Source organism: Veillonella parvula (genome assembly GCF_945949885.1).
In the GTDB taxonomy this organism is placed as follows: domain Bacteria; phylum Bacillota; class Negativicutes; order Veillonellales; family Veillonellaceae; genus Veillonella; species Veillonella parvula_B.
The window spans coordinates 38,069-53,877 of the sequence record NZ_CAMFFZ010000014.1; the positions used below are offsets into that span (position 1 = coordinate 38,069).

16 protein-coding genes are annotated in these 15,809 nt (G+C 36.5%); 2 read left to right on the forward strand and 14 right to left on the reverse strand.

Annotated features, from left to right (window positions below):
- Position 1 precedes the first annotated feature (1 nt).
- From Q7O55_RS05735 to Q7O55_RS05785, 11 genes are all read right to left on the reverse strand, one after another.
- The gene (locus tag Q7O55_RS05735) at positions 2-577 is read right to left on the reverse strand and encodes a DUF1700 domain-containing protein (protein WP_303929109.1); all 576 of its coding nucleotides are present in this window, start codon (positions 575-577) and stop codon (positions 2-4) included.
- Positions 564-893, reverse strand: coding sequence for a PadR family transcriptional regulator (locus Q7O55_RS05740; protein ID WP_021147795.1), 330 nt, complete (start codon positions 891-893; stop codon positions 564-566). The genes Q7O55_RS05735 and Q7O55_RS05740 overlap by 14 nt, the downstream gene beginning before the upstream one ends.
- A 358-nt stretch (positions 894-1,251) precedes the next feature.
- Positions 1,252-2,349 (reverse strand): S1C family serine protease, encoded by a 1,098-nt coding sequence (locus Q7O55_RS05745; protein WP_303929111.1) that lies wholly within the window; start codon positions 2,347-2,349, stop codon positions 1,252-1,254.
- Positions 2,350-3,017: 668 nt separating this feature from the next.
- Complete coding sequence (locus Q7O55_RS05750) at positions 3,018-3,707, reverse strand: response regulator transcription factor (RefSeq protein WP_004693664.1); 690 nt, start codon at positions 3,705-3,707, stop codon at positions 3,018-3,020.
- Entirely contained in the window at positions 3,704-5,044 is a 1,341-nt protein-coding gene (locus Q7O55_RS05755; protein WP_303929113.1) for a sensor histidine kinase KdpD, read from the reverse strand. Before Q7O55_RS05755 ends, Q7O55_RS05750 begins: the two co-directional genes overlap by 4 nt.
- A gap of 442 nt (positions 5,045-5,486) precedes the next feature.
- A complete protein-coding gene (locus Q7O55_RS05760) occupies positions 5,487-6,839 on the reverse strand; it encodes a pyruvate carboxylase subunit B (protein ID WP_008715613.1) in 1,353 nt (450 codons plus the stop codon).
- Between the two features lie 544 nt (positions 6,840-7,383).
- Positions 7,384-7,710: a hypothetical protein gene (locus tag Q7O55_RS05765; RefSeq protein WP_303929116.1), complete on the reverse strand. Its 327-nt coding sequence runs from the start codon at positions 7,708-7,710 to the stop codon at positions 7,384-7,386.
- Positions 7,697-8,872: a glycosyltransferase family 9 protein gene (locus Q7O55_RS05770; RefSeq protein WP_303929117.1), complete on the reverse strand. Its 1,176-nt coding sequence runs from the start codon at positions 8,870-8,872 to the stop codon at positions 7,697-7,699. The genes Q7O55_RS05765 and Q7O55_RS05770 overlap by 14 nt, the downstream gene beginning before the upstream one ends.
- A 72-nt stretch (positions 8,873-8,944) precedes the next feature.
- Positions 8,945-9,892, reverse strand: coding sequence for a hypothetical protein (locus tag Q7O55_RS05775; RefSeq protein WP_303929118.1), 948 nt, complete (start codon positions 9,890-9,892; stop codon positions 8,945-8,947).
- Between the two features lie 8 nt (positions 9,893-9,900).
- Positions 9,901-10,839 carry a phosphodiester glycosidase family protein gene (locus Q7O55_RS05780; protein WP_295817249.1) on the reverse strand — a complete coding sequence of 313 codons (939 nt, stop codon included), beginning with the start codon at positions 10,837-10,839 and terminating at the stop codon, positions 9,901-9,903.
- Between the two features lie 11 nt (positions 10,840-10,850).
- Positions 10,851-11,654: a polysaccharide deacetylase family protein gene (locus Q7O55_RS05785; protein WP_303929119.1), complete on the reverse strand. Its 804-nt coding sequence runs from the start codon at positions 11,652-11,654 to the stop codon at positions 10,851-10,853.
- A 303-nt stretch (positions 11,655-11,957) separates the two neighbouring features.
- Between Q7O55_RS05785 and Q7O55_RS05790 the strand changes: the two genes are divergently transcribed.
- Positions 11,958-12,749 (forward strand): carbon-nitrogen family hydrolase, encoded by a 792-nt coding sequence (locus tag Q7O55_RS05790; RefSeq protein ID WP_303929120.1) that lies wholly within the window; start codon positions 11,958-11,960, stop codon positions 12,747-12,749.
- 101 nt (positions 12,750-12,850) lie between these two features.
- Here the strand turns inward: Q7O55_RS05790 and Q7O55_RS05795 are convergent, their stop codons facing one another.
- Positions 12,851-13,063, reverse strand: coding sequence for a hypothetical protein (locus Q7O55_RS05795; RefSeq protein WP_303929121.1), 213 nt, complete (start codon positions 13,061-13,063; stop codon positions 12,851-12,853).
- A gap of 211 nt (positions 13,064-13,274) precedes the next feature.
- Between Q7O55_RS05795 and Q7O55_RS05800 the strand changes: the two genes are divergently transcribed.
- Entirely contained in the window at positions 13,275-14,648 is a 1,374-nt protein-coding gene (locus Q7O55_RS05800; protein ID WP_369691710.1) for an MFS transporter, read from the forward strand.
- Positions 14,649-14,756: 108 nt separating this feature from the next.
- On the opposite strand, the gene Q7O55_RS05805 is transcribed toward Q7O55_RS05800, so the two are convergent.
- The gene (locus tag Q7O55_RS05805) at positions 14,757-14,888 is read right to left on the reverse strand and encodes a hypothetical protein (protein ID WP_303929123.1); all 132 of its coding nucleotides are present in this window, start codon (positions 14,886-14,888) and stop codon (positions 14,757-14,759) included.
- A gap of 70 nt (positions 14,889-14,958) precedes the next feature.
- Positions 14,959-15,396 (reverse strand): hypothetical protein, encoded by a 438-nt coding sequence (locus tag Q7O55_RS05810; protein ID WP_303929124.1) that lies wholly within the window; start codon positions 15,394-15,396, stop codon positions 14,959-14,961.
- Positions 15,397-15,809: the final 413 nt, after the last annotated feature.

The following is a 15,809-nucleotide window of genomic DNA, read 5'->3' on the forward strand; positions in this document are numbered from 1 at the left end:
CTTAGTCCACATTGCGGAAGTAACGTTCACGCACACCACGAAGCTCTGTACCAACAAAGACGCATGTAAGTCCACCAAATAAGCCTACACCACCAAGTACCACTAAAGTTACAATGGACAATACTGGAAATGCAGTAACATTCTCAAATGGTTGCCATGAGCTACCTAGCAAGAACAAAATAGCCGGTGTAATAATGAATATAAGAGCACCTACAATATAGGATAAGGCACTTCCAATAGAAAGCAAAGTCTTGGATGCTTTTTTAGCCATGCCCGGTAATTGAGGTAAAAGACGTTCTTTATAATCATCAAATCGTGCATAAATTTCCTGCATATTAACGGATTTACTTTCACTACCATCTTGATTCATTGTGTCTGTAATGATACCTGCATCTACGTAGGATGCATATATTTCCTCTGGAGTCCCTAAGGATTTAATGATCTCACTATCGGTAAGACCCTTTTCATAACCTACCGCAAAATGCTCTTCATAAACCTCTATAATACTCTCCACATCTGCAACACGCGCTTTTTTAAATATATTACGCAATGCATCTAAAAAGCTATTTTTGTTCATTATTATCGACTCCTTTCAACAGCATATTGATAACACCAGAGAATTCATCCCATTCTTGACGCATCTTGTTATATGCTGCACGGCCTTCGTTCGTGATATGATAGTATTTCCGTGATGGACCTGTAGAAGACTCCTTTAAATACGTTTCAACATACTTTTCTTTTTTCAGTCTGTTAAACAATGGATATATCGTTCCTTCAGATATTTCAATATATTCCGAAATGGTGCTTACAATTTCGTATCCGTAGCGATCATTTTGTGTTAATAATGCTAGCACCAGCATGTCCATAACACCTTTTTTTAATTGAACTTGCATAGTTCCTCCCTTTTAGGCTGTGCTTGCCTGCCAATGCGAAAGCTCTCTTACGGTCACTATCATGTACTGACAAATATATAATAACATAAGGTACCTCGGAACGCAAGGTACCTCACAAAAGAATATTGAGAATTAATATATTTTTTCTTCATTCTATACTAAAATACAGTTAATTCCTGCATTTATAGAAGAAAATTTTTTCAAAAAATTTTCTTATTTATCGTATTTTTTATACAAAATCTATTAAAGTACCTTATTATAACAAAAAAATCCTCATCTAAAAGATGAGGATTTTCTAACACTACAAAAGAAATTAGTGCATTATTGGAATACTTAATTAAGTTTTATTTACTAGATTCTAATTTGAAGACGCTTCCCCTAATTTAAGCTGTGTACTCTTCATTTTGCCATTATGAGTATAGGATACCAAAATTGTATCTCCAGGGCTCTTAGCATCGATTTGCTCTTTTAATTCGAGTAATGTACTAATATCCTTACCATCAATTTGCGCAATCGTATCCCCTTCTACGAGACCAGCCTGTGCAGCAGGACCATTTGAATCAAGTTGCACAATAAGGAGTCCATCACCTTCATAGGTTACATTATTACGAGCTGCAGTTTGACGGTCTACAGCCCATACCCCAATATAAGGACGAATGACCTTACCATTTTTAATAATAGAATCAACAATTGTCATCGCAGAATTAATTGGAATGGCAAAGCCCATACCTTCAATTCCCTCTTTAGAGATTTTGGCGCTATTGATACCAATTAACTCTCCATCTGCATTAACGAGAGCACCGCCTGAGTTACCTGGATTAATGGCTGCATCAGTTTGAATCAATGGGAATCGTTGACCTTGATCATCAATTGTACGTGCTAAGGCACTAATAACACCAGAGGTAACTGAACCTTTAAACTCAAGACCTAAAGGATTGCCAATAGCAATAGCTGGCTCCCCTACTTGTAAGGAGTCAGAGTCCCCAATTTTTATAGGTTTAATATCTTTTGGAGGTTTAATTTTTACAACTGCTAAATCCGTCTGTGAATCTGAACCTATAACGGTCCCCGTCACCGTACTACCATCAGACAATGATACTGTAACCTCCCCATTTTTAGCCCCCGCTACAACATGTTTATTTGTTACAATATGTCCATCATTATCGATAAGTACACCAGACCCGACACCTTCTCCAACATAGATAGTACGGTTAAAAATATCCTTTTGAAATACTTGTGTTGTAATCCCTACTACAGCAGGCCCAGATTCTTTAGCCGCTTGTACTACATAGGTATTACGCGTTTCAGTAATAGGCTTAGTCTGTTTAGTTTGTTCTCTCACGTTTGTTGGTTGCGTATTAACAGGGCTGCCAAAGAAATAGTATCCTCCGCCTACCCCAATACCCAAAGCAAGAATACACGCAATTACTGTTTTCTTATATTTTGAAAATGTCATGTAGATCTCCTTATATTCTTCTTAATATTCTTCTACATCACCCATAACTTCTTAATGATGATTATAAAAGTTAAGATTAGAACCAAATCATAAATCACATAATTATGATACTTTATAAATACGCCACATCTCACACTAATTCAAATCATCTCAAAATTAATTTTATAAAATTGATTTTAATGAACCTATTATAGTACGCCTGCTTTTACAATGCAAGATATCAATTTATAACTTTTCTTATAAAAGTATAATTATTATAACCGTATATCCTCCACTAGATAAATACCTAGAATTCTGAAAGAAGCTATATAGAATGTATTCAACTATCTAAAGTCTAAAAAACATAAAGGGCATTCACTAGCCGTCGCTAGCAAATGCCCTTTATGCATATAGTTTGAGAGTGTAAGGACTGTTGAGAGAGAGAGTATATGTGATCTAGATAAGCTTTAGAGAGAACTTATTAAGAGAGAGAAGTTAAAATATTACTTATCTAGAGTCATAGTCAGCCTTACTTAAATAAGTATACATGGAATATCTAAACTATCAAAGTAACTATATAAACAATTCTTAAACCTTTGATTATATCTCTATAATAAAATCTCTATGAAGTCATATCTAATCAACAGCCACGAATAACGTGAGTATAATGTGAATACATATTTTCGATACTAAACGAATTTATACCCTACGCCCCATACTGTAATAATATGCTTACTATCAGATGGATTATCCTCAATTTCTTCACGTAAACGATTAATATGAACCGCTACAGTTGCATAATCACCATAGGAGTCAAGTCCCCATACACGAGAATATAATTCTTCTTTGCTAAATACAATATCACGGTTACGCATCAAGAATTCTAACAACTGGAATTCTTTCTTTTTGAGATGAACCTCTTTTTCATTCACCCATACTTTCATCATCTTAGGATCGAGACGAATTTCACCGGATTGAATAGCGTTAGTTTCCATTGCATCGCGCTCTGTTAAACGTTTATATTGCGCCAACATAGCTTTAATCTTCGCAATCAATACAGATGGAGAGAATGGCTTTTCAATATAATCATCAGCGCCTACGCCTAAACCACGGATTTTATCGATATCGTCAAGGCGCGCAGTTACCATAACGATTGGTACACGAACTTTGTCACGAATTTGGCGACAAACTTCAAAACCATCCATTTCTGGCAACATAACATCAAGGATAATAAGGTCTACAGGAGTATTCAATGCTGCTTCAATGCCATCTGTACCATTAGTCATAATAGTTACATCATAGCCCGCCACCATTAAATAATCACGCTCAATATTGGCAATATCCAAATCGTCTTCAATAATTAAGATATGTTCACTCATGATTCTTCTCCTTGCTTAGGAAACTCTAATATAATACGTAGACCATGTGGCCTTACATTTTCAATCATAACTCGGCCTTCAAAGATTTCCATAATTCGACGGATAATCGACAATCCTAGGCCACTACCTTCTTGAGGATTCGTACGAGACGAATCTACACGATAGAATGGGCGCATCAGACGCTCTAGAGATTCTGGCGGTACACCTGGACCATCATCACTGATGACACAATATACAAAATCATCATCACTCGTTACATCTATGACGCAATGACCAATATCGGCCATTTTATACTTAGCACTATTGTTCAACACATTCTGCAAAACTCGTTGTAACAATTGTGGGTTAACATTGATAAAAGGTGTTTCCGTAGCTATACGAGCCTTAATCTCAAGCCCCTTCGATTGATACGGAGCTAAATGATCTTCTACAAAGTCATGCACAAACTGACCTAATTCAATTCGCTCAGACGGACGAGATTCTTTTTTATAGTTCAATGTTGTTATGAGGAATAGTTCCTCTAACATAGAATCCAAATCATTGGCCCGCTTCAAAATAATCCCCATATATCTTTTTTGTTGCTCTTCCGTTGGTGCAATACCATCACGAACACCTTCAGCATAAGCTTTAATAGCCGTCAACGGAGTTCGTATATCATGGGATATACCAGCGAGTAGCTCTTTCTGTTGTTCTTGTTCCATTTCAATCTGACGATTTGCCATTTCTAACGACTTTGTCATGTTCTTAACGTGAATCATGATAAACCGTGTAACAAATCGGTTAATAGCAAAAAATGTAACAATAAAGAGCAATATGGAAACTACGATAATATAAAAAGATACGGATTCCATTAAGCTATCACTACCATGAGTAGCACGCCTAATCGCAATATGGTATACATAGGAATGACGTCCATCGTACTTTCTCATTTCATAAACGAAAGTATTATTGGATTGATATACGATGCCCTGTAATTCAGGATTAACATCAATAAGACCAACAATGGCAGAAGCACTATAGATTTGTGGATTACCGTAGTTATACACCATGTTTCCTTGATCGAGTACTTCAACATATACTTCCTTTGGATCAAGTAGGCTATAGCTAGGCTTAACCAAGCTATTAATTAGATCATTTTCTAACCCATAAAAGGTAATGGTTTCAGTTATTCGACTGACACTTTTAAACTGTTGTTCCTGCTCAATACGCAAATAATAACCGGCATTGGCCAATATGCGCAAACCTGTAAAATATAGCAAAAATAAGATAATTGCTATTAAAATAGGTACAACAAACAGCACAACATTGGATATCCAAATTCGTATTTGTAAATTCACAGGATTACCTCAATATCATAAATAGTAGATACTCTCTATAGTTTACGCTATTTTTAATGCTTAACGCAAGTAAAACACGCAAATATCCAACATATTTTTCACGATTCTTTCATACGTAGTTTATAATTGACTGATTATTCAAAGGTACTTCGACCCTTTTAATATCTTATGCTTTTCGTAAAAATTATATTTTCACACGCATCCATGTATCTTATGGCGATATGAAAAATAGTAATATCTGATATTTCATCAGTTTCTTAGTCTCCTCTTTTAATAGGAACTTGTCTATACTATTTATAAAAAACTAAAATATAAAACAACTATTGAATCTCTTCATTTAATAAAACAAAATATATACTGGATTATACTATTTCTCTATGAGGATAGCTTAAATATGGTCAAAAAAAAGAGGATTCCTAAGAATCCTCTTTTAAAGTTTGGATTAACGACGATTTGCATCGAAGAAGTTAATAGCAACTTCTGGGAACATAGCGTAAGTCAATACGTCTTCGTCAGTGATACCATTGTAGCCTTTGGAAGCTAAATCTTGACGGTAACCTTCCAATTCAGGTTCGATAAGATCTGCAGGACGGCAAGTGATAGGTTCTTCATCACCAATAATAGTACGACGAATATCATCGGAGATAGTACCAGGTAACGCACCATATTTACCGCGTACAAGGTCTTTAACTTCGTTAGGAACCATTTTGTAACGGTCGCCCATCATAACGTTCATCATAGCCATTGTACCAACGATTTGGGATGTTGGAGTTACCAATGGAGGGTAACCCAAATCTTCACGAACGCGTGGCATTTCATCCATAACGTCGAAGAAGCGATCGCCCATCCCCATTTCGTTCAATTGGTTTTGAGTATTGGACAACATACCGCCAGGAATTTGGTAACGACGAACAGCTGGGATTACATCGCTAGCTGGTTTCAAGTTGAATTCTTCAGCGATTTGTTGTTTTACTTTACGGAAGTGGTCAACTAATGGAATGTATTTATCAAGGTCAAGACCAAGATCCCATTCAGTACCTTTGAACATTTCGATCATAGTTTCAGTAGCTGGTTGGCTAGTTGCATGAGCGAATGGAGAGATAGCAGTATCGATGATATCTACGCCAGCTTTAGCAGCTTCCCAGTATGTAGTACTTGCAAGGCCGCAAGTGAAATGGCTGTGCAAGTCGATTGGCAATTCGCCGAAACGTTTTTTGAAAGTAGAAACCAAATCATATGCATCAGCAGGTCCTAACAAACCGGACATATCTTTGATACAAAGGGAATCAGTACCCATTTCTACCAAAGTTTCAGCTACTTTCAAGAAGCTTTCAGTTGTGTGAACTGGAGAAATTGTGTATACCATAGCGGATTGAACGTGTGCACCAGCTTTTTTGGAATACTTAATAGCAGCTTCCATATTGCGTGGGTCATTCAATGCGTCGAAAATACGGATACGGTCGATACCATTTTTTACAGCCGCATTACAGAATGCTTCTACTACGTCGTCGGAGTAGTGTTTATAGCCCAACAAATTTTGACCGCGAAGCAACATTTGCAATGGGGTATTTTTCAAATTAGCTTTCAATTTGCGAAGGCGTTCCCATGGATCTTCATTCAAGAAACGAAGACAGCTGTCATAAGTAGCGCCGCCCCAACATTCAAGAGCTTCATAACCAATATCATCTAAAAGGCCGAGCACTGGTTCCATTTGTTCGTAGCGCATACGTGTTGCCAAAATAGATTGATGACCGTCACGAAGAACGGTTTCGCAAATTCTTAATTTTTTAGCCATGTTAATCCTCCAAATCGAAATAGTCTGTGTATGTAACTTTATACACTCATCAAACAACTATCTCATACCTATTTTTTTTACGATTTTTTCGATGTCTGCTCACACTAGCCAAACGCGCTAAAATCGTAATACATACTTATATTAGACTACTTATAAAATTCTTTGTCAACAACCACATTATGCTATTTACTCATAATTTCATGTATACAAAGATGATTTTTTCGTGATGAATATCACAAAAAACTGCAGAGGAACTAGAGTTTAGCATGTATGTTTAATCAAATTATTTTTTTTGTAATTGCTCATTTTAATGAGAAACTAAAAATTATATCGTAATAATTTTTAGTTATTATTAAATGCTTTTCAAAATATATCGGTATTTATAAATGTAGTAATTCGATAAACATCGGTATGCTTATGAGTTCATCAATTTTATTAATAACTTAGTCGATATTTTTAAATGCATAAACATACAAAAGAACCTGTCCATTTACGGACAGGCTCTGACGTAATCTTTAAAATTTAAGAGTTCCCATTATACGCCTTACTTCTCAGGCTTAACCTTTTTAGGCGCAGTTTCAAGGACAATATTTTTACCTTCCCGTTTTACTTGAATAGAAAAGGCCCCTTCTCCTTCTTTATAATACTCCATCTTGATATCAAGGAGCATTTTACCAATTATAGTCTCTACTTTTTCAGTTAAGAACTCACGGTAAAATGCATCTTCTTTTTGCTTTGGACTTTGGTGAACTACTGGCTTCTTAGCATCTCGCTCCATATTGAGCATAGTATCTTCAAAATTTTCCGTATCCTTAAAATTTTTCATCATATCCGCATCGGATAAACCTTTTTGGATTTTAAACTTTGCCATGTGTATCTCCTATCAATTCAAAAATTGCTTTTTTTACGCGTACTGGTTCAATACCAGACATACAATATTGATCAGGCTTAGGACAACGTCGTTTTCGGCAGCCCAAGCAATCTAATTCATCATTTACGAGCACCTTAAAGGTTCCCGTCAGAGGTCCCCATAATTTAGGGTCCGTAGGGCCAAAGAGTGCTACTACAGGCTTATTTAAAGCTAACGCAATATGCAGAGCTCCAGTATCAGCAGTAACTACTACATCACAACTTTCAATTAAAGCCCCTAATTCTTGAAGCGTCGTTTTCCCTAACATATTCAGTACGATTTTATCAATACCTTCATTTGTTAGCGAGTCCATCAAGTTTTTGTATTGAGTAGCCTCTTTAGGGCCACCTAAACAAACAAAATTTGCTCTATATTGAAGAGATTTAATGAGAGAATACCATTTTTCCTGAGGCCACTCTTTCGTTGCCCAAGAGGTGCCTAATACTAGCCCAACGCGAAAAGGAGTTTCTACCACGCCTCGATACAAAGAAACATCATTATCAATCAATTTCCATTGCTCTTCTGCCCAACTATGTGAATTTGATGGCGCCTGAAAATCCATGTGGTACAGTGTATTAGCACTAGATTCATTTAGTGGAGAACTGCTTTCAACACCGCATTTAGCTATGTTAAGCGATGTATCTAAATTTGCATGTTCAGTAACAGCCTTTGTTAACAACTGAGCTACCTCTACATAGCGCTTAATCACGTGTTCTGTACTAGGCTTCGTTTTATAGTTAGTAAACAACCAATTCAACTCTTTTGTGCCACCAAGGCCAAGTCTAATGGGGGCTCCTGAAGCTAATAGTACTAACCCTGTTATAAGACGTCCTTGCACATCAATGGCTACATCAAATTTATAAGGTTCTAATTTAGCCTTAAGATCCCACCACATGCGCCACATTGTAGGGATATGTAGTTTTTTAGAATGAGCCTCGTATTCATCCCGTTCCCAGGGAATTATCTCATCTACATAGGGATTATCCTGTAAAAGCTCTACCATACTAGGCGTTACAATCCAATGCAACTTAGCATCAGGATACGGTTCCTTAATCCACCGCGCAGCAGGTGTAGCATGCAAAATATCACCTATGTAACTAAGGCGTACAAATAATATATTCATAGATATCCTTAGGGTACATACTATTATAGGAATAAAGCCTTTATAATGAAAGAACATTATAAAGGCTTTTTCTTAAGATTTCTTTTTACTACCACTACTATTGGATGATTTAGAAGATGTAGTATCTTCTGTTACCTTAGTAGTTTCTTCACTACCATTCTTAATAATGTTTTTTACATCTGATAATGTCAACTCGTTAAATGTAGTAGGGTGGTTGTATTTGTAAACTGGATTGAAGCCTACACCTAGTTTACCAGTGTAAACAGTCAATGCATTATTATCCTCATCAACACGAGCGATATAGATAGTTTTGTCCATATCAACACCGATAAAGCGGAAACGCCCTTCAGGGTTGATAACACGCCAACCACCTTCAATGCCATTAAACATGAAAACATCCCCAGTTCTCACATTATCGTAGAAGAAGTTATCCTCATCGTAGAATACGCCGATATGACCGATATCAGTAGCTTGCATGTAAACACGACGTGTATCGTAGTTAGCATCGGTACGATAAATACGATATGTATGTTCTTGAACTTTTACCTTCATATAAACCACATTCGTCGCTTCAGAGTACGCAGCATCTACAATTTTACTGCCCCGAGGCAAGTCTTCAAGTTTCGTATCAACTTCATGTTCTGGATCATCCGCATTAAGACGAGCCATGACAACATCTCTGGAGTCATATAAACCCATAACAGCATAGTTACGGTCTGGCATCCAGTTGAAGTAACTAATCGAACGCCCCTTCAAATCAATATTCGTAGGGGTACTTTCATTAGCCTTGTAAATTTTCAAAGAGTTTTCTGTAACAACGGCCATGAATTGACGGTCATAGGATACATATTTAGTGCCTTCCTTCACATCAGGGAAGTTTTTAGTATCATCTTTTGATGCGCCTGCTACGTTAAACTCTGTAGTCGGCGCAAACATATATTGATCAAGGTATAGGTATACCCCACCTTGCAGAAGAATACCTACCGCAAAGGCGCTCAGTACACGCGTAAAAGGTTTCATCTGTCCTCCTATTTCACGATAAACGCCGTTGGGATCATGCGTTCCCCTAACAAATCAGCTGGTTTATTTACTACTTTACCGTTGAGGTACAAAGTAGAACTAGAACCGCCATCTAAGTTTGCTGCAATGTAGCAACCTTTTTCAAAAAGAATATCTTGTACGTCACGCAAGGTAGCACCAATGGAATACCCTGGTTGACGACCATCGATTACGAGGAATAGCACTGTACCATCTTTCTTTTGACCAATAGCAGTACGAGGACCTACACCCCAGCCACCATCGCCTTCGGTAATCATCTTCTTACCATCAACGATAAGAGGCGGACCAAAGGTAATACCTTCCATAGCTTTCATATCACTAAGCTGAGTTTTATCATAGTTACCAGCAATAAGGTTACCAGATTTAGAGAAACCAACAAAGTCTACGTCTTCATCAGGGCCCACATCCTTACCGATAACATATTCGCCGTCATGCAAGATGAAACCATATGGCAAACGACCTGTACCAGTACCATTAGGGTCGTGAAATCCACCGCCATTAATCGCTGCTACAGCATTATTCATTTTCGCAATATTACTTGTAGTATCGCCTTTTTCTTGAATATTAGCTGCGGTACCTACTTGGATACGACGAGGATCAGGAATTTCTAAAATATAGCCTACATAACGAGCAGACTGGATTTTTTCAAGATTTAAAGTCTTATCTTCACGAGCATTAAATTTGAACAAATCTTGGCTTTTAACAACCCCTACAGTCCCCAAAATAGCTTGTAATTCTTCGTCATTAAACAACCACGTAATGTAATGAGGATGGCGAGATTGTAAGATAGCACCAATAACGGCGCGCTTTACATTATTAAATGGTCCAAAGAGCACCACGAAGGGTGATGTGATAACGGTAAATAAGAACACCATAACGATGAACTTTACCCAATTCTTTTTGAACAATGTATTTCTCCTTATAAATCAGTGAAATGTTCGGTGCTAATGCGTTCTTCAAAATGCTTGATATCTACCGCATTGCCTACCCAAACACGCAAAATATTATATGGATTATCACCAGTATGAGCCCAGCCAGATTTCATAGCCATCCCCATTTTAATGCCAGCCTTTTTAGATGCTGAGTCGGTGAATTCATTTTTATCTCCATACGGATAACAGAACCAAGGATTATCCTTAATGCCTACTTCTTTAGCAAGTGCCTCTTGGGCCTTTGTGATATTTTCAATTTGTTTCGCTTCTGACAATTGGCCCATTTCTATATGTTGGAAACCATGATTAGCAATAGTGATACCATTTTTGTGCATTTCACGCACTTGATCCCAAGTTAAACGAGTCCCAACATCGCCAGGATTAATAAAAACAGTCGCAGAGAATCCATATTCTTTCATAATTGGATATACGATAGAATATGTATCTGCATAACCGTCATCAAAGGTTAAAACGACAGGTTTTTCAGGCACTGCAGCACCATTTACAACATACTCATACAATTGATCCATCGTTAATGGATTATAGCCGTTATCCTTGAGAAACTTCATTTGTTCTCTAAATAAATTTTTCCGAATAACCGCATCATTATCTTTGTCGTCACCGACTTTATGATACATAAGGACAGGAATGCCCGATGGATGTACCATCTTAACTTCTTTTACAGGCGGTACTGAACTAGTAGGTTCTGTTTTTTGTGAAAGCAAACCACAACCTGCCACAACCATTGCCAATACCAAAACTAACAGTGTTACCAACGGAATCCGTTTCATAGGTCCTCCTCTATTAGAACACAATTATATACAGAGTATTATAACATTTCCATGAAGAATAGTAAAAAGTAACGCTTTATTAGTACTTCATCAATTAATTTTCGGGATCTAGGATACATAGTTTCATCTGGATGCCTATAACACCTGAAAGCCTAAATTCATATAAATCTTCAGTATCAAAAATCATTTAAAACTTCTACGATTATTTAGAGCTATATTGTAATCCGTTCAATAATGCTTTAATATTCTAATTATAATACACATTACTAAAATTATGCTCATCCAATAGACAAAGGATTTCTTATGAAAAAACGCTTAAGCCTTATACAAATGAACGTCCATGTAAACGAAGTGGAATACAATTATGCACGCGTCCAAGAATTACTTTTACAAGCCCTATCAGAAAGTCCTGATATTATCATCTTGCCCGAAACATGGAACACAGGATTTCATCCATCTAAGGATTTAATCAACATTTCTGATAGAAATGGAGAAAGAACAAAAGATTTATTAAGTACATTCGCCAAGGAACACAATGTAAACATTGTGGGCGGTTCTGTAGCCGTAGCAAAAGAGGATTTAATATTTAATACATCCTATGCTTACAACCGTGAAGGCACACTCGTAGGAGAGTATTCCAAAATGCACGGATTTAGCCCTGCTAAAGAGAACCAATACTTTGCTGGCGGTACACATACCACTCATTTCAAATTGGATGGTATTCCTTGTAGTACGGTTATCTGTTACGATATTCGCTTCCCTGAGCTCGTAAGAATGGCTGCATTATCAAATACAGAGTTATTATTTGTACCTGCTCAATGGCCTACCATGCGTTTACGCCACTGGCAAGTATTAAACGAAGTGCGCGCCATTGAAAACCAACTTTTCTTATGTGCAGTCAACGGCTGTGGTACTGTGGGTCGAGTCCAAAGCACTGGTCACTCCGCCGTATACGATCCATGGGGTACGAACCTCCTTGAAATGGGCACCGTGGAAGGCATCTCATCTGTAGATATCGACCTCACCGTAGTAGAGGATATTCGCAATAAAATCAATATTTTTAGAGATCGCAAACCTGAACTCTACAAGCTATAAAATAAAGGCACATTGTTTTTAACTACCAGCTTAAACAATTCATTTATAGATGGTCTGCGCATAAAACAATGTGCCTTTTTATTAGATGGAATTCATATACGTTAAAATTCAATAAACTTCCACATATCCTCTGGAACCTGTTCTAGAGGTTTATTTTTTGCAATTGCTTCTTTTAGAATATCAATAGTATCTTGCACCTCTTGTTTATCCTTTGTATCAGGATCATGAAGGATGACACGATTTAAAGAACCTTCACCAAATTGCTTTAAATATTCTTTTTCCACTTGATTAAGTTCACGGCGTAAATATTTCATAAATAATAACCTCCCAATATATTTAATCTAATATATTAAGAGGTACTTGTCTATAATTCAAGTATTTTCTATACACATCTTCAGCTAATAATAAACAATTTAAAGTTGTAAATTAATATTTTATCTCATAAATCATTTACATGAATTCTATAGAAATGGTAGTATTAACAATGCAATAGGATTTAGTTATTAAGAAAGAAAGGTAATAACTATGTTTTCATTTCTACAACCCAAAGAGGCAAAATCATCAGTTCCACAAAGCATGATTATGAATCTATATTATAAATATAGATTCCAATCATTAATTGGTATTTTTATAGGTTATGCTGCGTACTATATTGTTCGTAATAACTTTGCCTTATCAACACACTTTTTATCAGATATTCTCCATATGAGCAAAACAGAAATTGGTTTGTTATCTAGTGGTATGCTTATCGCTTATGGTTTAAGTAAAGGCTTTATGAGTAGTCTTGCGGACAAAGCAAGTCCTGCCAAGTTTATGGCTTTCGGTCTCATTTGCTGTGCAATTATCAATATCTTTATGAGCTTTGCCGATAGTCTAGCCTTCTTCTTAGTTTTAGTAGTACTAAATGGCTTTTTCCAAGGATTTGGTGTAGGACCATCCTTTATCACCCTAGCTAAATGGTACCCAAAACAGGAGCGCGGCCGTTATGGAGCTATCTGGAATATTTCCCACAATCTCGGTGGTGGTATCGTAGCACCAATCGTAGCCGCCGCATTATATTTCACTACTACAGATCACTGGCAATTAGGGAGTTATGGTGTACCAGCCCTTATTGCAGTTATCATAGCAATTGCCATTTCTTTCTTAATCAAAGAAAGCCCTGAACGTGAAGGCTTACCGCCAACAAGTGAAATCATTGCCGACACGGCTCATAAAGCGCACAGAAGTTCTGAAGCACCGCATATGAGCACAAGAGAAATCTTTGTAAAATACGTATTGAAAAATAAAAACGCTTGGTATGTATCATTAGTTGATACCTTCGTTTACATGATTCGCTTTGGTATGCTTACTTGGCTTCCAATTTATTTATTACAAGTAAAGGGTTTCTCCAAAGCAGAAATGGCTGTTGCCTTTTTATTCTTTGAATGGGCGGCTATTCCTTCTACTATTTTTGCTGGTTATATTTCCGATAAATTCTTTAAAGGTTATCGCATGCCACCCGCAATCATTGCTATAAGTATTATCTTCTTCTGTATATTTGGTTATTGGCAAAGCGAGTCTCTCTTATGGGTTACTTTCTTCGCTGCTATTGTAGGTTGTTTAATCTACATTCCTCAATTCTTAGCTTCAGTACAAACTATGGATATTGTACCACCATTTGCAGTAGGTTCTGCTGTTGGTCTTCGTGGATTCATGAGTTACATTGTTGGTGCAAACTTAGGTACAACACTATTTGGTGTTTTAGCAGATAAATTTGGTTGGAATGCAGGTTTCTATCTTTTATTAGTAGCATGTGTTCTTTGTATTACATTCTGTGTATTGGCTCATTTTGGCGCCAAAGAATTAGATGCTAAAGAAGCTGAACTTGAACAACTTCAACCAACTGAAGCTAATAGCTAACACCTAACAAATAAATCCTATAGTAAAAAGGTCGTAATATGTATTAATACATTTACGACCTTTTATTTACCCCACAAAAGGGAAGCCCATATAACCGATATGTTTTCATCAACGCATAGTTCTCGAAATAATGAAAGCACAAGCCACAATGGTACCAAGGACTATACTCCCAGCTACTATATAAGGCCATGTAAGTACATCACGTACATCATTCAATGTTTTTATATCAAAGATTGGCATATAAAGTAGTAAGTTCCCCAAAATCCAACCGACTGGTCCTATGAACTTCAACTTCTTAATCGTATCCATTTTATCTAGAATAGACTCGGTTACCTCTGAATCCTTTTCGACAGATACATATTTTATTAATGTAAAAGCCTTTTAAATATTCCGTTTCAAAAGCCCACTCTTGAACAAAAAACGTAGCAGTACCATCAGCATTTTCATACTCTTTATATTTAGCAGTATCAGTAGTACCTACATCTACCTCACCCCAAGCACCCGTTACCATCTCATAACCACTATCTACGAGTTTCATATCGGCTGGTAATACTTTTCCACACAACTTGGAAAACTGGTACGCATCTCGCTTCTTATCCCAACTGAGCCAAAACTCTGCATTATTCTTATGTTTAACTAACTTATACTCATACCCAATTTTTCCATGAGTATCAATATAGCGTATCTTGCCTAAGATCGTATATAAATCCCTTCGAATACGCAACGTCTCACCATAATTAAAAACCATAATCTTCTCTCATACTGAAAACTACACACATAAATGTATATTATTAATTACTATGATTGTACCTGTATTGTAAAAGTCTGCCAACTTTTATTAATTATCCACACTTTTATTAATTCCATATTGTTTTAAATATCGTCTGATAATATAAGTAGATAAGTATTTCATCTTTATTCTAAAATTGATACAATTACTTTAAGAAAGATACTTTGTGAAACAGATTCGCAAAAATACATATAAAGTGCTACTACATTCGTCTTTATTATTTCTAGAGTAATATAGTCGATATAAGTTGCTTAATTTTACCTCATTTATCAACTATAATATCCCTTTTCCTAAAAATATATTTTTCTAGCGATTATTTATATGATGAATTGCAATAAGTAATGCGACAAAATTAAATCAATTTTCTAATC